Annotated in this window: 19 protein-coding genes; 11 read left to right on the top strand and 8 right to left on the bottom strand. The window is 42.0% G+C overall.

All coding sequences use genetic code 11. The features are described from left to right. Positions 1 to 78: 78 nt before the first annotated feature. On the top strand, positions 79 to 2583 hold the full coding sequence (locus tag L6494_RS14370) for a two-partner secretion domain-containing protein (RefSeq protein WP_237988399.1): 2505 nt from the start codon (positions 79 to 81) through the stop codon (positions 2581 to 2583). 210 nt (positions 2584 to 2793) lie between these two features. On the opposite strand, the gene L6494_RS14365 is transcribed toward L6494_RS14370, so the two are convergent. After that, the gene (locus L6494_RS14365) at positions 2794 to 3825 is read right to left on the bottom strand and encodes a hypothetical protein (protein ID WP_237988398.1); all 1032 of its coding nucleotides are present in this window, start codon (positions 3823 to 3825) and stop codon (positions 2794 to 2796) included. A 245-nt stretch (positions 3826 to 4070) separates the two neighbouring features. On the opposite strand from L6494_RS14365, the gene L6494_RS14360 reads away from it, so the two are divergent. The 3 genes from L6494_RS14360 to L6494_RS14350 all read left to right on the top strand — a co-directional run bounded on the left by L6494_RS14360 (position 4071) and on the right by L6494_RS14350 (position 5932). Beyond that, positions 4071 to 5219: a serine/threonine-protein kinase gene (locus L6494_RS14360; protein ID WP_237988397.1), complete on the top strand. Its 1149-nt coding sequence runs from the start codon at positions 4071 to 4073 to the stop codon at positions 5217 to 5219. Between the two features lie 106 nt (positions 5220 to 5325). Continuing rightward, entirely contained in the window at positions 5326 to 5622 is a 297-nt protein-coding gene (locus tag L6494_RS14355; protein ID WP_237988396.1) for a type II toxin-antitoxin system HicA family toxin, read from the top strand. Next, entirely contained in the window at positions 5612 to 5932 is a 321-nt protein-coding gene (locus L6494_RS14350; RefSeq protein WP_237988395.1) for a type II toxin-antitoxin system HicB family antitoxin, read from the top strand. Before L6494_RS14355 ends, L6494_RS14350 begins: the two co-directional genes overlap by 11 nt. 178 nt (positions 5933 to 6110) lie before the next feature. On the opposite strand, the gene gndA is transcribed toward L6494_RS14350, so the two are convergent. Then, positions 6111 to 7541: an NADP-dependent phosphogluconate dehydrogenase gene (gndA, locus tag L6494_RS14345; RefSeq protein WP_237988394.1), complete on the bottom strand. Its 1431-nt coding sequence runs from the start codon at positions 7539 to 7541 to the stop codon at positions 6111 to 6113. Positions 7542 to 7764: 223 nt separating this feature from the next. Between gndA and L6494_RS14340 the strand changes: the two genes are divergently transcribed. The 3 genes from L6494_RS14340 (at position 7765) to L6494_RS14330 (ending at position 9329) form a co-directional block, all read left to right on the top strand. Further along, entirely contained in the window at positions 7765 to 8535 is a 771-nt protein-coding gene (locus L6494_RS14340) for a Ycf66 family protein (protein WP_237988393.1), read from the top strand. Positions 8536 to 8677: 142 nt separating this feature from the next. Beyond that, positions 8678 to 8941 (top strand): hypothetical protein, encoded by a 264-nt coding sequence (locus tag L6494_RS14335; RefSeq protein WP_237988392.1) that lies wholly within the window; start codon positions 8678 to 8680, stop codon positions 8939 to 8941. After that, positions 8874 to 9329 carry a type II toxin-antitoxin system VapC family toxin gene (locus L6494_RS14330; protein WP_237988391.1) on the top strand — a complete coding sequence of 152 codons (456 nt, stop codon included), beginning with the start codon at positions 8874 to 8876 and terminating at the stop codon, positions 9327 to 9329. The genes L6494_RS14335 and L6494_RS14330 overlap by 68 nt, the downstream gene beginning before the upstream one ends. 138 nt (positions 9330 to 9467) lie before the next feature. Here L6494_RS14330 and L6494_RS14325 read toward each other — a convergent pair whose 3' ends face one another. After that, positions 9468 to 9716: a DUF4926 domain-containing protein gene (locus L6494_RS14325; protein WP_237988390.1), complete on the bottom strand. Its 249-nt coding sequence runs from the start codon at positions 9714 to 9716 to the stop codon at positions 9468 to 9470. Positions 9717 to 9743: 27 nt separating this feature from the next. Next, positions 9744 to 10082, bottom strand: coding sequence for a DUF6883 domain-containing protein (locus L6494_RS14320; RefSeq protein WP_237988389.1), 339 nt, complete (start codon positions 10080 to 10082; stop codon positions 9744 to 9746). 165 nt (positions 10083 to 10247) lie between these two features. On the opposite strand from L6494_RS14320, the gene ileS reads away from it, so the two are divergent. The 3 genes from ileS to L6494_RS14305 all read left to right on the top strand — a co-directional run bounded on the left by ileS (position 10248) and on the right by L6494_RS14305 (position 14164). Beyond that, positions 10248 to 13130 carry an isoleucine--tRNA ligase gene (ileS, locus tag L6494_RS14315; protein WP_237988388.1) on the top strand — a complete coding sequence of 961 codons (2883 nt, stop codon included), beginning with the start codon at positions 10248 to 10250 and terminating at the stop codon, positions 13128 to 13130. 77 nt (positions 13131 to 13207) lie between these two features. Then, a complete protein-coding gene (locus L6494_RS14310; protein ID WP_237988387.1) occupies positions 13208 to 13813 on the top strand; it encodes a Uma2 family endonuclease in 606 nt (201 codons plus the stop codon). Positions 13814 to 14002: 189 nt separating this feature from the next. Then, entirely contained in the window at positions 14003 to 14164 is a 162-nt protein-coding gene (locus tag L6494_RS14305) for a hypothetical protein (RefSeq protein ID WP_237988386.1), read from the top strand. Positions 14165 to 14286: 122 nt separating this feature from the next. Here the strand turns inward: L6494_RS14305 and L6494_RS14300 are convergent, their stop codons facing one another. Continuing rightward, a complete protein-coding gene (locus L6494_RS14300; protein ID WP_237988385.1) occupies positions 14287 to 15042 on the bottom strand; it encodes a creatininase family protein in 756 nt (251 codons plus the stop codon). Between the two features lie 202 nt (positions 15043 to 15244). On the opposite strand from L6494_RS14300, the gene L6494_RS14295 reads away from it, so the two are divergent. Next, entirely contained in the window at positions 15245 to 16021 is a 777-nt protein-coding gene (locus L6494_RS14295; protein WP_237988384.1) for an S-layer homology domain-containing protein, read from the top strand. Between the two features lie 209 nt (positions 16022 to 16230). Here the strand turns inward: L6494_RS14295 and L6494_RS14290 are convergent, their stop codons facing one another. The 3 genes from L6494_RS14290 to L6494_RS14280 form a co-directional block, all read right to left on the bottom strand. After that, a complete protein-coding gene (locus L6494_RS14290; protein WP_237988383.1) occupies positions 16231 to 16503 on the bottom strand; it encodes a cupin domain-containing protein in 273 nt (90 codons plus the stop codon). A 23-nt stretch (positions 16504 to 16526) separates the two neighbouring features. Further along, positions 16527 to 16877, bottom strand: a complete 351-nt coding sequence (locus L6494_RS14285; RefSeq protein ID WP_237988382.1) for a Mo-dependent nitrogenase C-terminal domain-containing protein — start codon at positions 16875 to 16877, stop codon at positions 16527 to 16529. A gap of 654 nt (positions 16878 to 17531) precedes the next feature. Beyond that, positions 17532 to 20069, bottom strand: a complete 2538-nt coding sequence (locus L6494_RS14280) for a CPBP family glutamic-type intramembrane protease (protein WP_237988381.1) — start codon at positions 20067 to 20069, stop codon at positions 17532 to 17534. Between the last annotated feature and the right edge of the window lie 318 nt (positions 20070 to 20387).

The following is a 20387-nucleotide window of genomic DNA, read 5'->3' as shown; positions in this document are numbered from 1 at the left end:
AACAAGTAAAAGCCTTTTTGATTTTTGATTTCCACGTAGCGGTACTAGTGTATAACAACTTGGAGTAAAGATTTGTTCATGTATCAAAGCCGAAGCGATCGCCATGCCAACTTAAGGCTAGTAAGTGCTTTAACAATTGCTAGTATATCTGTCTTTTTTGGAGATTGTACCCTTGCCCAAATTACGAAGGATGACACATTGGGTGCTGAGAATTCAGTGGTTACACCTAACTTGATTAATGGTCAAAATGTTGATCAAATAGATGGTGGGGCAATTCGTGGTAATAATTTATTTCATAGCTTTGAGCAATTTTCTGTCTCTCCTGGCAATACAGCCTATTTTAATAACGCTACAAATATTCAAAATATTATTGGTCGGGTAACTGGCAATTCTATCTCTAATATTAATGGCATTATCAAAACTAATGGGACAGCTAACTTATTTTTGATTAACCCCAACGGCATTATTTTTGGTTCTCAAGCTGCTTTAGATATTCAAGGGTCGTTTTTAGCTAGTACAGCTACTAGTATAAATTTTGGCAATAATCTCCAATTTAGTGCTGTAAACCCTCAAACTGCGCCGTTATTGTCCATCGATGTTCCCATTGGCTTACAATTTGGAACTACAGCCGCAACAATACGCAATCAATCCCAAGCAAGTCTGGGAGGAGCAACCAATCGTTTAAATCGTCCTGCTGGTTTACAGGTGCAGGCAAATCAAACATTGGCATTGGTAGGTGGTGATTTGACATTGGAGAGTGGAAATCTAACTGCAAAATCAGGAAGAATTGAACTAGGAAGCGTCGGTGCGAATAGTGTAGTCAGTATCAACCCCACAAACCAAGGTTGGGTTCTGGGGTACGAAAACGTCAGAGATTTTCAAAACGTTCAACTAACACGGCAGACTTTAGGCACTCCTAACAGTCCATCTCAAGTAGATGTGAGTGGCGCAGGTAGCGGTAGTATTCATGTGCAAGGTAAACAAGTATTGATTAATAGCTCTTCACAGCTTTTGGCTAATACCTTGGGTTCTAGACAAGGGGGTAATTTAACGATAAATGCCTCAGAATCTGTGGAACTAGTTAGTGGTACACCTTTGACAACCAGAACTTTTGGTTCTGGAAACGCTGGAGACTTAACAATTACAACTGGTAAGTTAATTGTAAAAGATTTAGCACAAGTCCAAACTGGAGCGCAGTTTTTGAATAATGTCGGAGCATTGCGCTTGGGTTCAGGTGGCAAATTGATTGTAAATGCCTCAGATTCTGTAGAGTTGAGTGGTAGTCGTGTTTTTGGTAACTTCCTGCTTTTCACTGGACTATTGGCTGCAACTCCTGATAGTGGAGATGCTGGTGATATTATCATTAACACTAAAAATTTACGCATTGAAGACGGAGCGAGAATATCCACTGAGTCTGCGGGAAGATTACAAATAGTAGCAGGATCTAATCAATTTTCACCAGCTACAGGTAGGGGAGGCAATGTGATAATCAACGCTTCTGAATCTGTACAAATAAATGGCACTTCAGCGAATAATTCTCCCAGTGGTATTTTTACTGCCACAAGAGGTATTGGCGCAGCAGGCAATTTAACTTTGACTACTAAGAAATTGACTATACAGGATGGGGGGGCAATAATTGTTAGCAGCGCAGCGCAAAAAAATGTTATCTACCTCGGAGATCCCACTCAGTTAGGCGCAGCAGGTGAAATCAATATCAATGCTCGTTTCATCCATTTAGACCAAGGAAAACTGGTAGCAGAAAGCGAAGCCGGTAGAGGTGGGAATATCAACCTCAAAGTGCAAGATTTACTATTGATGCGCCATGAAAGTCAAATCTCTACCAATGCAGGTCAGACATTAGGGCAAGGAGATGGCGGTAATATTGCTATCAATGCAGCTAATGGCTTCATCGTTGGCTTTCCTTTAGAAAATAGTGATATCACCGCCAATGCTTTCGCCGGCACAGGAGGTAAAGTCACAATTAACGCTAAGAACATTTTTGGATTTGTACCACGTACTCGCGCAGAGTTGGTGGAGTTGTTAGGAACTGAAAATCCAGAGGAGTTAAACGCCAGTAAACTGCCAACGAATGACATTACAGCCTTTTCTCAACAAAATCCTTCATTAAATGGAGATGTAGAAATCAACACACCTGATGTTGATCCCAGTCAAGGCTTAGTAGAACTGCCCACAAATGTGGTTGAAGCTTCTAGGCAAATTGCTTCTATTTGCCATACTGAGAAAAAAACTGAAAGAAGCTCGTTTATTACCACAGGTCGGGGAGGAGTTACACCCAATCCTACGGATACACTGACAGATGATGCAGTGCTAGCAGACTGGATTAAATTACCAGTAGATCATCAAGAAAATGGTGCTGATAATATTCAGCGACGTAAAGAAGAAAATACTGGGAAAATTAAATCAGGCGATCGCCTACGGTGGAGTATAGCCGATCCCTCAAGTCAAATTATCGAAGCCCAAGGTTGGGTCATAGATCCCAATGGTAATATAGTTCTCGTTGCCCAAGCACCCACTGTCAAACCTCATAGTACAGGAATGAAGTCGGCAGACTGTAGCAGATAAGGGAGAATTTTAACTACCTGTAACCTGTAACCTGTAACCTGTAACCTGTAACCTGTAACCTGTAACCTGTCCTGTAACCTGTAACCTGTAACCTGTAACCTGTAACCTGTAACCTGTAACCTGTAACCTGTAACCTGTAACCTGTCACCTGTAACCTGTAACCTGTCACCTGTAACCTGTAACCTGTAACCTGTAACCTGTCACCTTCCCCTAACTTGTCTCCTGAATTTGCAGGCGGACGGTGTGTTCAGTCGCCCCACTGAGTTGAACCTCCATAATTTCGCCGCCTAGAGGTTCAATGCAATTGAGGAGCGATCGCAGGTTGGGTGTACTTGCACCAGTATCTACGTATAACCTATCCGCTAAATTACCGATGCGTTTCCAAGTCATGTACAACTTAGCAATGGTTTGTTCTATTTGGGATGCTTGATTTACCAAATCAGCCGCTACACTCAAACAGCCGACTCTTTGGGCTTCTTCTAGGGCTGTTTCAATATCTACATCTTCTTGTGTCAAGGCTTGGACTTGGGCGGCAGATTTGAGATATTTGGCTAACTGTCGTGCCTCTGTAGTAGCCTGCTTGAGAGTATCCACATCGGGATTAGCGGCTATTTCTTTCTGGATGAATTTTTGGTGGGATTCTGGCAGTTTTTCCATTTCCTTCACCAAAGGGGCAATGTAGCGCGGAGGAAGGGAATTTTCTGCGGCTTTTACCTTGACCTGTTCTGGTAATAAATCTGAAGACATTGCCGTCCATTCATCGGTGAGTTGACGAACTTCGCGCCTAGTGATGCGATCGCCTTTACTAGCTGCCTCACTTACCATCTGTTGCACTTCTGGGGAAGCTTTAGAGGTTTCCACAAAGGCGCGTTTGCTGAAATTATTAACTGCACTGGGTGCAAGTTTGCCCTCTTCTAGCAGGGTATCAGCACTATTAGCCAGTTGAATCCAGGCATAGGCTTGACTTTTGCTAATTTCCCGTTGCTTGAGCCAGTTGAGAAAACCAGCACCGCGTCCATCGCCGCCTTTTTTTTCTCTATCGCGGATTGCCCTTAAGATCCGTCCCCGCCAAATTTCAGTTTGCAAATCAAAGCGATCGCATACCTGCCAAGCTACATCCAACTGCTGTTGGAAATCTGACTCTAGAATCTGTTCATCTTCCGGATCAGGAAGTTCAAAAGTAAGATCCGCAGGCTGTTGCAAAGCCGCAGCGAGGTCATTGATATTATCCGTTGATTGCACAGTTGATAACTTATTAGTCTTAGCGATCGGCTTATTATTACACAATCTGGGGACATTGACTCAACAGAACAGAGTGCTGTTAGCGGTAGCGGGGCGTTGAGCAGCGTGCTGAGTCAATAGTTATTGGATATTGCTTCTGCTGTACAAAAGATGAAAGTGTCTCTAGGGATAAAGAACATAACCACTCTTGGCTAGCACAGGGCAAAATAAAGACAGTAAGAGCGATGTAAAGCGCGATCCTGCCAATGAGTTACTGTCTTAATCCCCGTTGTCCCCAGCCAGAAAATCCTCATGATGTCAAGTTTTGCTTGAGTTGTGGCTCTAAGTTACTGCTCAAAGAACGTTATCGTGCTATCAAACCCATCGGACAAGGTGGTTTTGGCAGAACTTTCTTAGCTGTGGATGAAGATAAACCTTCCAAGCCGCGCTGTGTAATTAAGCAATTTTACCCCCAAGCTCAAGGCACGAACACAGTCCAAAAGGCGGTGGAGTTATTTACCCAAGAAGCCGTGCAGTTAGATGAATTGGGTAAGCATCCGCAAATTCCCGAACTTTTGGCATATTTTACCCAAGACGATCGCCAATATTTGGTACAAGAATTTATTGACGGGCTAAACTTAGCGCAGGAATTGGCACATAAAGGTACTTTCAATGAAAAGCGAATTATTCAATTATTAAATGACTTATTGCCCGTATTGCAATTTTGTCATGCTAGAGAAGTGATTCACAGAGATATTAAACCAGAAAATATTATTTTACGTGGTAGTGATAACAAATTAGTTATAGTTGATTTTGGTGCTTCTAAATCTGTAACTGGCACTGCTTTAAATAGAACTGGAACTAGTATTGGTAGTCCTGAATATGTTGCGCCAGAGCAAATTAGAGGACGGGCTATTTTTGCCAGTGATATTTATAGTTTAGGCGTGACTTGTATTAATTTATTGACTGGGCGATCGCCTTTTGATTCCTATGACACTAATAACGACACCTGGGTTTGGCAGCAATACTTAAAAACGCCTGTTAGTAATTATCTAACTGGAATTATCAACAAGATGCTAGAGAGCATTCCCGTTAGACGCTATCAAACGGCAGATGAAGTTTTGCAAGCTTTAAATCAACAATCTGCTGTAGCAGTAACACCAGTAACACCAGCAAAACCAATTTATCAAGCACCGCCAACTTCTCCGCCAACTTTTATTAGTCCAACACCTAGTCAAGTTGAATTAGAACTAGAGGAATTAAAAACGCAATTTCTAGGTAGTGGGAAGCCCCAAACAAAAAAAATACAGCCTCCAAATTCAAACTCTCAGTCTGCTAGTAAAAGCGAAATAGATTTAGAACTAGAGGAATTAAAAGCTAAATATCTTGGGAACAATAACACACCAAATCCATGAGCAAGCTAGATTTGAACCTCACACGACGCTCATTTGTTTGATTCCTGCTTCAAGTTTAAGTTTAACAAGTTTAGTGGATAATAGTATCATAAAGTGATACTATATAATGGGACTTAACAGTAAGCATCAAAAAACACTGGATGACATTTTTGAAAATCCCGTTAGATCCAATATTCCTTGGAGTGATATTGAATCTATGCTAATTGCACTTGGTGCGGAAGTGTCAGAAGGAAGGGGGTCAAGAGTGAGAATAGCTCTTAATAGCGTAAAGGCAACTTTTCACAGGCCACACCCGGAAAAAGAAACTAATAAAGGTGCTGTTAAATCTATGCGCCGTTTCTTAACAGAGTCCAGGGTTAAAGAAGACACGGACACGGGAGGACTTAGTGACAATGAAATATAAAGGATATGAAGCTGTTGTGGAATTTGACGATGAAGCTGAGATTTTTCATGGCGAAGTAGTCAACCTGCGAGATGTGATTACATTTCAGGGTGACAGCGTGAAAGAGCTAAGGCAAGCTTTCCACGACTCAGTTGATGATTATTTAGAATTTTGCCAAAAACGTGGCGAAGAACCTGAAAAACCATTTTCAGGTAAGCTCATGCTCAGAATTAACCCTGAATTACATAAAACAATTGCTATCAAAGCAAAGAAAGAGGGTCAAAGCCTTAATTCTTGGATAGAAAAATGTTTGTGTATGTATGCACCGTAGGGTCATGTAGCCTTATCAAGGTTTTGTTGGGTGACTCTGTGCGTAGACTTAGGCGGTCGATCAATCCAACCTAATATTCTGGTGAAGATAAAGGTATTGATTGATACTGAGGATAAAAAAATGGCTCTAATATTTAGAGCCACTGATAAATAAATTGAGAATTTAGAAGATTACAAACTTATTTCTTCGCTTCAGCGATGGGAACCCATTCCGTGTGGAATGCACCAGCTTTATCGGTACGCAGGTAGGTGTGCGCGCCGAAGTAGTCGCGTTGTGCTTGGGTGAGGTTTTGGGGTAGGCGATCGCGGCGATAGCTGTCAAAATAATCCAAGGATGCACTAAATGCAGGCACAGGGATTCCGAGTTTGGCAGCTGTGATAATCACGTCCCGCCAAGCTGCTTGTCTGTCGAGAATTGTTTGTTTAAATTCAGGAGCTAGTAGCAAGTTGGGTAATGCGGGATTTTCGTTAAATGCCTTCTTAATCTTATTCAAGAAGCCAGCGCGAATAATACAACCACCTTTCCAAATCCGCGCCATTTCACTCAGATTCAAATTCCAGTTAAATGTTGCTGATGCTGTAGATAGCAATGCCATCCCTTGAGCATAAGAACAAATCTTGGAACAGTACAGAGCATCCCGTACCTTGTTGATAAACTCCTTGGTAGAGCCATCATACTTACCACTGGGGCCTGTAAGCTGCTTAGATGCGGCAATCCGTTCATCGCGAATGGAAGAGATAATCCGAGCATTTACGGCTGCTGTGATGGTGGGAATAGAAACACCCAATTCTAAAGCAGTTTGTACAGTCCAGCGTCCAGTTCCCTTTTGACCTGCTGCGTCAACAATCAAATCAACTAGAGGTAACTTGGTTTCTGGGTCAACGTAGGGGAAGATATTGGCTGTGATCTCAATCAAGAAAGAATTGAGTTCGTCGGTGGTGTTCCACTCAGTGAATACTTCGTGTAGCTGTTTTGCGTCTAGCCCACCAGCATTTTTCAGCAAGTCGTAGGCTTCTGCAATTAACTGCATATCGCCGTACTCAATGCCATTGTGTACCATTTTGACATAGTGACCAGCACCACCAGGTCCAACGTAGGTTACACAAGGGCCGTCATCGACTTGAGCCGCAATCTTGTTGAAAATTGGGGACAGATACTCGTAAGAGCTTTGTGTACCACCAGGCATCAGTGAAGGGCCATTCAGCGCACCTTCTTCACCACCACTGACACCCATACCGAGAAATCGTAAACCAAGGGGTTCTAATTCTTGAGTGCGTCTTTGGGTATCTTCAAACCAAGAGTTACCGCCGTCGATAATGATATCGCCTTCATCTAGCAGGGGTTTGAGCTGCTGAATTACCGCATCAACGGGTTTACCAGCTTGCACCATGACAAGAATTTTGCGGGGACGTTCCAGTGCGGCAACGAATTCTTCTAAGGTGAAAGCGGCTTTAACGTTACGGCCTCCGGCACGCTGTGCCATGAAAGCATCGGTTTTTTCTCTGGAGCGATTGTAAACTGCAATTGGAAAGCCATTACGCTCAACGTTTAGAGCGATGTTCTCGCCCATAACGGCTAAACCAATCACACCAAAGCTTTGTAGTGTCATAAACTATGTTTGGCTAACTCTTGCAGGTTCTTTCATCTTTAAGGGTAGTCTGAGTTTTTCTCTTCTCCCCTAAAGAAGACATTAAGAGTTAATCTAAACAATAAAAGCTCACTGTTAACACCGTTCAATAGTTTTAATTTGTATCTAAATCCACAATTAACTTGTAAAATTTGTGAAATTAGGGACTGAGTACCCAGTCGCTCGTAAAAGGAGTACCGAGAAAATGCTAGCAAATGTCCTAGCTTTGGTGGTCGGGCTTGGTAGTTTAGCTATCTACCTATCAGCTTTCTTTTTCCCAGAAATCCACCGCAAGAATGATTTTATTTGGAGTGGTGTAGGACTTTTCTACGCTCTTGTTTTATGGGTGTTTGCCCCACGCATTTCTGGTGGGCTTTTACTGGGTCATGTGGCTAGTGTGGCTCTTTTGGTTTGGTTTGGCTGGCAAACTCTCTCGTTACGTCGCCAGTTGACTCCACTGCTACAGCAAACTCAAGTCCCCAGTTCTGAGGCGGTGAAAACTACATTGCAAGAACAGGCCAATAAGTTGTCTTTACCACAACCTTTGGCGCAATTGCAGCAAGCTGTCAGTGGTTTTTTCGGAGGGTTGAAAAATCGCACTCAACAACCTGTCACTCCCAAAACCACCACTCCAGAGCCAGAAATAACAACAAAACCTGCTGTGGAGATTATCGACAAAACAGAAGCACCAACCCAAGAGCCTGTTACTACTACTGAACCTGAATCCCCAACTGTCGCACTAGAACAGCCAACAGAGGCATCTGTCACCACTGAAACTGAACCTCAAGGGGCAACTGTGCCAGAAGTAATTCCACCCCATCCGCCGTCCCCTGAACTGGTGGAAGCTGCTCAAGCACATAATGAGACTGAGGACAAAACACCAATCCCTGTAGAAGAAATTGCCCCGGATGCGGTGTTAGCTCCCCCAGCCGAAGCACCACCAGGGGCAGTACCGCCAGATAATCAGGTTGGTTGAATAGAGTTAAACCCAGCATTAACTCATATATTATGTTGGGTTTTGCTTTTATGTAGAGTTCCCAGCAATGCCTCTACGCCTCCTATAATTGTTGTCTTACAATATTTGCAAGCTCAATCCAAAAATCGGAAAAAATTAGGTAATGAACCCTTCTGAATGGAAAATCAAGCTCTGGGAAGAAGTGCAGCAAATCCCAGATGTGAAGTTAGCACAACTGTATGAGTTGATTCATGAATTTCGACTAAGCGCAGAACCTAACAGTAGCGATACGACAAATATCATGCAGTTCGCCAGTTGCTGGAGTGATTTGTCAGACGAAGCATACAGCGAATTCGTAGATGAGATCGCTATCCGTCGTCAGCAAGCATTCTCTCAAAGAACAAGCCGTGAAACCAGCATTGATTGATACTGATATCCTATCCCTGTTTTTCCGGGGCAACACCAATGTGGTAGGCCAGTTTCAGGCTTATCTAGCTACCTATAATCAAATCAACCTCAGCATTATCACTTATTATGAAATTCTGAGTGGCTTAAAGCACCGCGATGCCCAAAAGCAACTTGCTTTGTTTTTAGAGTTTTCTGCCCAAAATTCGGTTTTGCCCCTCAGTGAAAAATCAGTTACTATATCCGCAAATATTTACGCAAATTTAAGACTCCAAGGTATTCCCATCGATGATATTGATTTACTGATTGCTGGAGTTGCCATTGCTAATAATCTAGTCTTGATCTCTCACAATCAGCGACACTTCGGTAGGATTGAAGGACTAGAGTTGCAAGATTGGAGTTTAGGATAAAATTTTGCTGTTGCTAGGATGAGGCGATCGCCTAATATTTAAATAAATTAAATATAGTCAGCTAGATAAACAATGTTGGGGTGACATTTTCTGTTGTGATGAGTGTAGGATTCATGTCTGAAACAAGCCTAGGCTTATTTATGCTGTAACCATTTCTGTTACTGAACTAGGGGATGCTGGCTCAAAATGTAACACCATAATTTGCTCTGGACGTAAACCAACAGATTCATAGGTTTGTCCATTGCGATCGCTAAATTCTACTTCAAATGCAGTACCGTTGGCTAATAATTCAACTACTGTCCCAACTTGACCACGCAACAAATTATACTCAGGTAGATCAATTGTGAGTGCTACTATATCCAACAACTTTGGTGTATTTGTACTCATTTTATATAGCCTCCACATATTACAACGTTACAGCAAAGGATAGCAGCTAGTTAATCTGGGAACATCAGAACCATCTTCTATAATCCAGCCAGTGCGAATGGTTGCAGTTTTATCTTGCCATGTCAGAGGGAAATCTAAAGTGTAGCGTTGTCCAAACTGATCACGTCGATTTAAGCTAACTTCGTAAATTTTAGCTGCTTTCAAAATAATTTGGCGTAATTCCTCAGCATTATCAGCCGTTATACCCAGGATTGATGAAAACAGACGAGCTTTATCTTTACCTTTGGGATGCTCTGGATTGAGACAATATTCCCTTAGTTTACGAATTTCAACAACTGCATTTTCTGCATTTGGAAGTAGATTCACTAGAGTTAATTTGATAATTAGTAAAATTTATTGTATTTCTTTTATCTAACATCAAGTATTATTACTTAATCATCAAGGCTAGGTGAAAAAAAGGGGGAATTTGGGACTTCCTGCCATCTTCTATAATTGATAGAACCTGTACACGTAAAACTTAGGCATGAAGCTGTGACAGAACCTGGAAGCTACAAAGATACCGTAAATTTACCGAAGACTAATTTTGATATGCGGGCGAACGCCATCAAGCGTGAGCCTGAGATACAGAAGTTTTGGGAAGACAATAAAATTTTTGAGAGCCTGTCGCAAACTAACCCAGGCGAATTATTTATACTGCACGATGGGCCTCCCTACGCTAATGGCTCACTTCATATTGGTCATGCCTTAAATAAAATTCTCAAAGATATTATTAATCGCTACCAACTGCTACAAGGGCGGAAGGTGCGTTATGTGCCTGGTTGGGACTGTCACGGCTTACCAATTGAGTTGAAGGTTCTGCAAAATCTCAAGTCGGCAGAACGGCAAAATTTAACACCTCTGCAATTGCGGCAAAAAGCTAAGGAATTTGCTTTGGCTACGGTTGATGACCAACGCCAGAATTTTAAACGCTACGGTGTTTGGGGTGACTGGGATAATCCATATTTGACGCTGAAGCCGGAATATGAGGCGGCGCAAATTGGGGTGTTTGGGCAGATGTATTTAAAAGGTTACATCTATCGCGGTTTGAAGCCGGTTCACTGGAGTCCTAGTTCTAAGACGGCTTTGGCTGAGGCGGAGTTGGAATATCCAGAAGGGCATACTTCGCGGAGTATTTATGCGGCTTTTCCTGTGACGGGTTTGGCTGAGGCTGTTAAACCAGTTTTGGGTGAGTTTTTGCCTGATTTGGGTGTGGCTATCTGGACTACTACTCCTTGGACTATTCCGGGGAATTTGGGGGTGGCTGTTAATGGCGAGTTGAATTATTCTTTGGTGGAAGTTTCGCGCAAAGGCGCAGAGACGCAAAGTAATTTCAAATATCTCATTGTAGCGGCGGATTTGGTGGAGCGTTTGGCTGCTACTATCTCGGCTGAGTTGACGGTGAAGGCTACTTTTAAGGGTAAGGAGTTAGAACATACTACTTACCGACATCCGCTATTTGATAGGGAAAGTCCGGTGGTTGTGGGTGGTGATTATATCACTACTGATTCGGGTACTGGGTTGGTACATACTGCTCCCGGTCATGGTCAAGAAGACTACATTGTAGGTCTGCGTTATGGTTTGCCGATTCTTGCGCCGGTGGATGATAATGGCAACTTTACCGAGGAAGCGGGACAGTTTGCTGGGTTGAATGTGTTGGGTGATGGGAATCAGGCGGTGATTGATGCGCTGGCTACTGCGGGTTCGCTGTTGAAGGAGGAGGCTTATGCACACAAGTATCCTTATGACTGGCGGACGAAAAAGCCGACGATTTTCCGGGCGACTGAACAATGGTTTGCTTCGGTGGCTGGATTTCGGGATGAGGCATTAAAGGCGATCGCTGCTGTAAAATGGATTCCAGCCCAAGGTGAAAATCGCATCACGCCTATGATAGCGGAACGTTCTGATTGGTGTATCTCCCGTCAGCGTTCTTGGGGTGTACCTATTCCGGTATTCTACGATGAGGAAACCGGCGAACCTTTACTGAATGAGGAAACTATTAACCACGTCCAAGCTATCATCGCTGAAAAGGGTTCTGATGCTTGGTGGGAACTGTCGGTAGAGGAATTATTACCAGAGTCCTACAGAAATAATGGTCGGTCTTACCGTCGCGGTACTGATACGATGGATGTCTGGTTTGATTCTGGTTCGTCTTGGGCGGCTGTAGTTAAGCAACGTCCAGAGTTACGCTACCCGGCTGATATGTATTTGGAAGGTTCAGACCAACATCGCGGTTGGTTTCAGTCGAGTTTGCTAACTAGTGTAGCGGTGAATGGCATTGCACCTTATAAAACTGTGTTAACTCACGGCTTTGTTTTAGATGAACAAGGGCGCAAGATGAGTAAATCGGTGGGTAATGTGGTTGACCCCCAGGTGATGATGCTGGGGGGAAAAAACCAGAAACAAGAACCCCCCTATGGTGCTGATGTGTTGCGGTTGTGGGTGTCGTCGGTGGATTATACTGCTGATGTGCGTTTGGGTGGCAATATCATTAAGCAACTCAACGATGTCAGAGGGAAAATTCGCAATACGGCGCGGTTCTTGTTGGGTAGTTTGCATGATTTTGACCCCGAAAAAGATGCTGTACCCTTTGAGGAGTTACCGCAGCTAGATAAGTATATGCTGCACCGCATCGGTGAGGTGTTCCAGGAAGTTACAGAAGCTTTTGAAAGTTTCCAATTCTTCCGTTTCTTCCAAACTGTGCAGAATTTCTGCGTGGTGGATTTATCCAACTTCTATTTAGATGTGGCTAAGGATAGGTTGTATATCAGTGCAACCGATGCTTTCCGCCGTCGCAGTTGTCAGACAGTGATACATATCGCTTTAGAAAATTTAGCACGAGCGATCGCACCAGTTCTATGTCACACTGCTGAAGATATCTGGCAATTTCTCCCCTACAAAACACCCTACAAATCAGTGTTTCAAGCTGGCTGGGTGCAGGTAGATGAGAAATGGCATAATCCAGAATTGGGCGAATTTTGGGAAGCACTGCGACAACTCCGCACAGATGTTAACAAAGTTTTAGAACAAGCTAGGGTAGAAAAAATGATTGGTTCTTCCCTGGAAGCTAAAGCTTTGATTCATATACCACACAAACAGTTAGGTGATGCTATCAAAGCCTTTAACCCAGTCAAGGGTAACAGTATTGATGAACTGCGGTATTTATTGCTAACTTCTCAGGTGGAAGTATTAGACTCTGCGGAAGGATTGCAAGGATTAAAATATACCGCGCAAACACAAGACTGGGGAATTGGGATAGTGAATGCAGAGGGCGAAAAATGCGATCGCTGTTGGAACTATTCCACCCATGTGGGAGAATCAGCAGAGCATCCCCTGTTATGTGAAAGATGCGTTCCTGCCTTAGCTGGTGAGTTTTAAAACAGGTTTAACATGAATGTAGAGACGTTTTATTCAACGTCTCTACGTTTATGTAGGAATTGATATTTTCCAAGATTATGAACACGCAATCACCTGTAGCCACAGACATCTTAGGAATGGTGCTGAAAATGCAACCAAACATAATCGTGAGTGACGAACAATTTTTTGATTTCTGTCAAGTAAATCGTGATTTTCGCATTGAACGTAATCACCTTGGAGAATTATTGATTATGCCACCCACAGGCGCAGAAACAGATGAACGTAATTTTAATTTAATTGTCCAGTTAGGTATTTGGACAAAGCAAGATGGTACAGGTGTAGGTTTTGGTTCTAGCGGTGGTTTTACCTTACCTAACGGTGCAGTGCGTTCTCCTGATGCAGCCTGGATTAAAAAAGCAAGATGGGAAGCAATACCTGTAGAACAAAGAAAGAAATTTGCCCCTATTTGTCCTGAATTTGTAGTGGAATTGCGTTCAGAGACAGATAATTTGAAAACATTACAAGAAAAGATGGAAGAATATATAGATAATGGTACAGAATTAGGTTGGTTACTGGATAGAAAACAACGTAAAGTATTTATTTATTGTCCCGATCAAGCTGTAAAAGAATTAGATAATCCTTCGACATTAAGCGGTGAAGATATATTACCAGGATTTGTTTTAGATTTAAGTCAAATTTGGTAAGCGGATAAGTAGGTCGGCGTAAATAATTATTGTTGGAATAAGGCAGGGAGCAGGGAGCAGGGGGAGAAAGTTTCTGTGGCCATGCGTATATTTCCAAAACCTGTTTAATGATGGTTAAATCAACAACATAAATTACCAATAGGATTCAATATTAATACTTAATAGGTTGAACATTATTAAGAATTTTTATTGAAAACAGAGATAATACATTTTGAAGTGCGGAATGTGGGTTTTAATTTAGCGACTTCTTTCTGTTTTGTCGGTGATGTCGGCTATGACCCCGATGATTATTACAATCCTCAATATAATGGTGACAATGGTAAAAAGCTAATGACTAATGAACAGCTTTAACTGATGAATGGATATTTCTCTGTGTCTACGTATTTTTATGTTAAAAAACTGATTTTTTTCACCACAAAGTCACAGAGAAGAAAATATTTAGCTGTCCCCTGTCCCCTGTCCCCTGTCCCCTGTCACCTATTATCCCCTATCCCCAGAAATTCTAAATATCCTTGGCTGAGTTCTTTAACGGCTAAATCATAAAACTGTTTACCATGTTCTGGTGTTGCTAAAGCAGGGTTAGAACCCATGCGTCCATCTGGGTAACGCAGTCTAAAATCTGTGGCACTATAAATTTTATGTCCAGATGCAACTTCTGGTGATAAGTATGCTTGTTTAATCGCTTCTGGATAGACGTATTGGGTGACAGCTACTTCACTAGGGGTAGCGTGAGAACCTTCTTGATCCCCATATAATTCTTTTGCTAGTTTGTAGACAGAACTGCACATATACCAATTTGCAACTTGACATTGCACCTCTTGTGCATTCTTAATCTGTAATTCTTCCAGATGGGCGTAAGTTTCAGAAAATGCAGCTTTGAGGGTGGCGATGTTACCACCGTGTCCGTTAATGAAGTAGAACTTAGTAAAACCTGCTTTAACTAGGCTAGTTACATAGTCGCGCACTACTTGAATTAAAGTGCTGGGACGCAGACTAATAGAACCAGGGAAAGCTGTGTGATGTAGTGCCATCCCTACATTGATTGTAGGGGCAACGATCGCCTGTGTCACTTCACCCACTCCACGCGCGATCGCTTCTGCACAAATCGCATCAGTCCCAATTAAACCCGTAGGGCCATGTTGTTCTGTTGATCCAATGGGAAAAATAATCCCTCTGGATGTTTGCAAATAGGTTTCAACTTCTTGCCAGGTGCTTAAATGCAGTAACATTTTTGCTAAGTATCCTCATAAAAATTTTCGTAATCAGCAACCTTTCGCTGCTAAACAGCATCTTTTAGAGCATATTCTTTCCCACTCACACATATTTACTTTTGAGTCTACAAAATATTCTTGCTCACTCAAACATTACTCAATATGAATTACGCAAATCGTTTTTATACTTTTAACATCTACAAGTAAAGGGAAAATGATCATGTATTCTAAAATTCAATTCGCTGTAAATGCTGTCAGTCTGACTGCTGTAGCTTTGGTTTGCTTGGGTAACAGTAATTCATCTTCTGCTCAGTCTCCAAGACTACACTTAACTGCTGATAGTACAATTAGCCAATTAAATTCCTCAACAAGTTTTACTGATATTGCTGGTTTTCCCGGCGAAACGGAAATTAGACAACTAGCAGAACTAGGAGTATTAGAAACTACATCAGGTCAGTTTAAACCACAAGCATCAATTACTCGTGGTCAGTTTGTTTCTTGGCTCGTCAAGACTTACAATCAGCTACACAAAAAGCCAATTACTATACCTCAGAATACCAGATCAGCTTTTCCTGATCTTGCTTCCTCTCATCCCCACTTCAATTTTATTCAAGCTGCTTACAATGCAGGTTTTTTGGCTGGTTTTGATGATGGCAACTTTAGACCTGATGATATTTTGACACGAGAGCAGATGATTGCGCTCAAAACAACTCTAGATTCTACTGGTAGAGATAATCGTTCACCTGCTGCGCTGCGTAATTTCATCGGTAAAACCAAAGGGTTTTCTGATGTTGAGCAAATCAGCGAAAGGTATCTTTCTCACATTGCTTTTGATTTAGGTAATGCGGCTAGTGGCAGAAACTTTGCGCGTGTTTATGGTACAACTCGCATATATGCACCCCAAAAAGCTGTGACAAGGGCTGAAGCTGCTGTACTTCTGTCTCGGTTTCGTAAGGGTGGAACAGTAGAACAGGCTTTAAAACGCAGAAACAGATAGAACTATTTAATTTGATAAATACTGTTGTGGGTATGGAGTCGCTACGAGGTTTCAAATATAGGGATACAACAAATTATCGATTCTGCTACTTTAGCAATACTCGCTGCGAAACTCCATACAATTTCTAACTCGACTGAATTTCAGATATTTACTGTTTGCAAGAGGAGATTCAGAATACAAGGGAAATAACCTTGATGGTTAACTTTTAGCTAATCAAATAAATAATGCTTTTTTACGTCGCTTTTAATTTCCCATGTACAAGACATTCCAGCAGGGAAGGTCACTAAATCCCCTTTACCCATCTGCACTGGTTCACCGCCATCAGGCGTAACAATTACATCACCTTCTAAAAAATAACAAGTTTCTTGAGTATCATAAGTCCAAGGAAATTTAGATATTTCTTTTTGCCAAATTCCCCATTTAAATACACCTAATTGGTGTAGACTCTCTTGACTTGGTTGATGCTCAATTTTGATTTCCATATCACGCTTGCTCGATTATGAGATTAGCAGTAGGACTGTATGTCCTCTCCACATTTATCTACTAAATAACACAAAGCGCGAAAACGCAAACCAACCAATTGATCGTATAAGGGATTAAGCTTACACATTGGGGGAATATGAGCTATCTTATGGCCAAATAACATCACGTCACGCTCAAAAGGACACTGAGCAGGAATATATTTGGCGAGAAAGTAAGCTAATTTACGATTGTGGATTTCTAGAGCGTCAAGCCGTTGACGTAAGGGTTCTAACAAATCAAATTTTTGGGAAATATCTGCTTTTGGGGAGATACCCTCATGTTTAATGAAAGCAGATAGAACAATATGTTGATTTTTGGTCTTGATTACACTCATAAACTCAGCCTTTTGGTGAGAATAAACTACTTATCAATTGTGCAGCTTACCATACAATCTGTTCTCAGGAATTATGTTCCGTGGAGATAAATTAAGATAAGCACAAATGTAGGTTAATTTTTAGGAAGTTTGTCGGTAAACGGGTAACTAATTGATATTTAAACTTACTGAATGGGTGAGAACTGTCCCGTTAAATACAAAATAACAAAGAAAATATAAAAGTGGTATTTCTTTAACTTATTGACTTCTGATATTGCTAATAGCAATTTCATATGTCTAGGAAAAATCTCCGGTTGGGAAACTACACAGTGTATGGAAATGTACTTTTATAGGTAGAAATGCTACTTTGCTGAGGTTTTAGTAATGTTTAATTGAGTTTAAGGTTTACGGACAATTGATTGTAGGCTATTGAGTATCAAATAAATTGTCATCTACGCTACATAAGCTGACCTGAATATTATTTAATAAGTTCCCTCTTAACGTTTGATAAGTATAAACTAATCTAGAAAGATAATTGATTGATTAATATCTGGGGTAAGTTGCTTTTCTTTCAAAAATAAATTACCCTCTTTTACTAGAAAAATATCAGGCGATCGCAATAAAGGCATCTCTCACTTACACTTAGTATTTTTAAACGCAGAGGGATGCGGAGGTTTACGCGGAGGGGCGCGGAGGTTTGATTAGTCCTCCGAATCCTAATAGCCAAACTACTACTACAATCCAGTGGATGAGGACGATTACCCAAAAACAGCCGGTTAGTGCATAGGCGACTGTGCAGGATAGCCCTAGGAGTCCGGCTAAGGTGAGAAAAATGGGGTGGAAGAATGTGGGATTTCCGTCTGGGAAGAAGGTTTTGGCGTTGAGGGGATGGTAAATGATAAACAGGAATAGGATAAATGCTGCCCAGAATACCCATTTGTACCAGTTGATGACTTCTATGGGATGGGGAAGGGACAAAACCCGAAATACTAATTCTTCGGTGATGGCTGGGGAAATGGCTGTCTGTAATACGATCGCTATTTTCTCTTTTTTCTGAGTCGGCGTGAAACTCCAGCGTAAAAAGCCTGACTTTAAACCCAATGGTAAAGCGATCGCAGCATAAATTAATAGGGTTACTCCCATCACTAGCCAATCTTGGGTTCGTGGTAGTACAAAAGATGCTAGTAATCGGTTGAGAAACATTGTGATGGGTGCAATGTTTGTTTTCGGAATTTTCAGATACCCTAATCCCATTGTAGGTGCTAAGGGGGCTATATCGGGATTGACTCCACCAATTTGATTGGTTCTCAGAAACCACAGTTTTGCACCATGTCTTAAGAATAGGTTGGCGAGTTCGTCGTGTGCTTGTCTCGGTAGCATCGTCCGCCAACTTGTGAACGCCGCCCAAATACTGCGAGCGCGTACTGCTTGTTTCCCGTCGCTAGTCCCCATTAAATAGTCTGCATTACTTTGCCAGTCAGCACGAACGATCCCCAATGGTGTTAATTGCCGTTCCAAAGCTTTACCCAAACTAGCTAACTGCTGAAAGCGTAATGTTTGGGGATCATCGGGATGATTGTCTAGCCATTGCTGAATTGCTGGGTTGGATTTAACTTGTTGAGTAATGACTTGAATGGCAATATATAGTGCTTGACTGGCATCTTGGACGCAAGAAGTCGCCGGGGAAACTGTCGCGCTACCTGTACCATCACCTATGCGATAACGCGCCATCATGATTTGCAACTGTTGCAGGAATTCTGTGGTGGGGGAAAGTTTGATCCCCCCGAAATCATAATCTTGTGTAACAGGTGCAAACTTAATTAGTACGTCGGAAATGGGGCGTGTGGCTACCCATCCCCATTGTAAGTTACCCATATAATCAGCCCAGGAATGTTTCCCAGCAATGATCCCATCGGAATTATTAGCGTAAATCTGGGCATATTCAATGGCAAACTGTAATTCTTGGGTGATGGGTTCACGCACTACCTCGGCTAGTCCAAAGGCAAAGTGACCGGTGACTGTAAAAACTGGGAATCCTTCCGCTTTTTTACCCCCAATCCCGCCGAAGTTGTGTAAGACAATGGCTTTGTCTCCTTCTCGCCAATCTAATAAGGCGTTGGGTGATGAGTTGGCGTTGGGATCAAGCAAAACCTTGCTGATTTTCCCTTGTGCTTGGGGTGTAATCTGCCAATTGTGATCCTTGGTGTAGGTTAGTCCAGCTTCTTGCCCTAATACTATTTTACTGGGTTGGAGTTGCAGGAGCGATCGCGGTACTAATCCCTGAACAGTAAATATTCCTTGGGGGTCTTTTGCCCCATATATATACCAGCCGGCTATTCCTACTGGGGAAGTTTCAATTTGTCTAGGGGTAGACGGTGGTAGATTACGTGTATCAAATACCTGTTGGGGAATGCGAATGGTTTCTTCTACACCATCAAATTGGCGAGAAACTTGATTGTAATGACGCACACGGAAGAAATCACTGGGACAAGGTGAGCTTCCTGGACAAGCTGAAGGCGCAGGATATTGCTGGCTAGTTGGTTCGGGATTGAGAATTTTCACTAAGCCATAGAACCTACCCGTGGTTAGTACAGGTTCATGGGCAATTTGCAAGCGTGGTTGATTATTACTTGCTGTCACCACCACAACATCATCTAAAGAGACAATTACATCGTCATTCGGTCTTGCACCAGCCAATGATTGCAAAGCCCCTACTTGGAGACGACCATCCAAACGCGCCGGATGGATATTACCTGCTATTTCGCTGTTTTTAGTGCTGGCGGTAAAATTCACATCTCGCTGTACAGCCTGGACGTAAGACTTTAACTGTGGTTGATCTTGCCATTCCAAGCGGATGATTTTACCCAGCAAAGACTGGGCTTGGGGGGGTGCGTGTTGTACTTCCATCCATACCCAGTCTTCTCCCGGTTGGATTTGTGGTGATGCGGGTAAGATTAACCTACCTATCCACTTAGCTACAGGTTGATATAAATCAGGGTTGACGGTTTGATTGAGGGGATAAAACTGTGTTTGATTAAAGCTTTGGCGTTTGTGGATGGCGTAATTGCTTTCTTGCTTAACTATTGGTTGTGGACGTGGATAAAAAAGAAAAATAGCGATCGCACTTATGATCACCAGTAGCACAAACATCCCCAAGCGAAATTTTGTCCTTTGGTGCGATTGTTGTTTGCTAGAAGGTTTTTCATTTGGCATTGCCCTGATTTAATACCCTTATTAGTATTGATTGTCTATGTTAAAGCCTGCTGGCCTCCCTGGGGATTAGTCTGCTGGGTTTCCCTAGGTATTTGTGCTGCGATCGCTTCTCTGTGGCATAAATTATGTATGAAAATATGATATTTGTCTATTTCATATTAAATAAATATCATACTTTTATGTCTTTAAACCTACCTTTAAATGTCTTTTTTATTTAACTTATTCACCAGTTAAATATTCTCCTTTTTAAAAAAGTATTGTAAATTAATAAGGGAGATACAGAATTATAGTCATGCTTTTTCGAGCAATAAATAAAAA

Origin of the sequence: Nostoc sp. UHCC 0870, from assembly GCF_022063185.1 — a bacterium.
Lineage (GTDB): Bacteria > Cyanobacteriota > Cyanobacteriia > Cyanobacteriales > Nostocaceae > Trichormus.
Note: the sequence above shows the minus strand (reverse complement) of the source record. Positions and strands in the feature narration are given on the sequence as shown.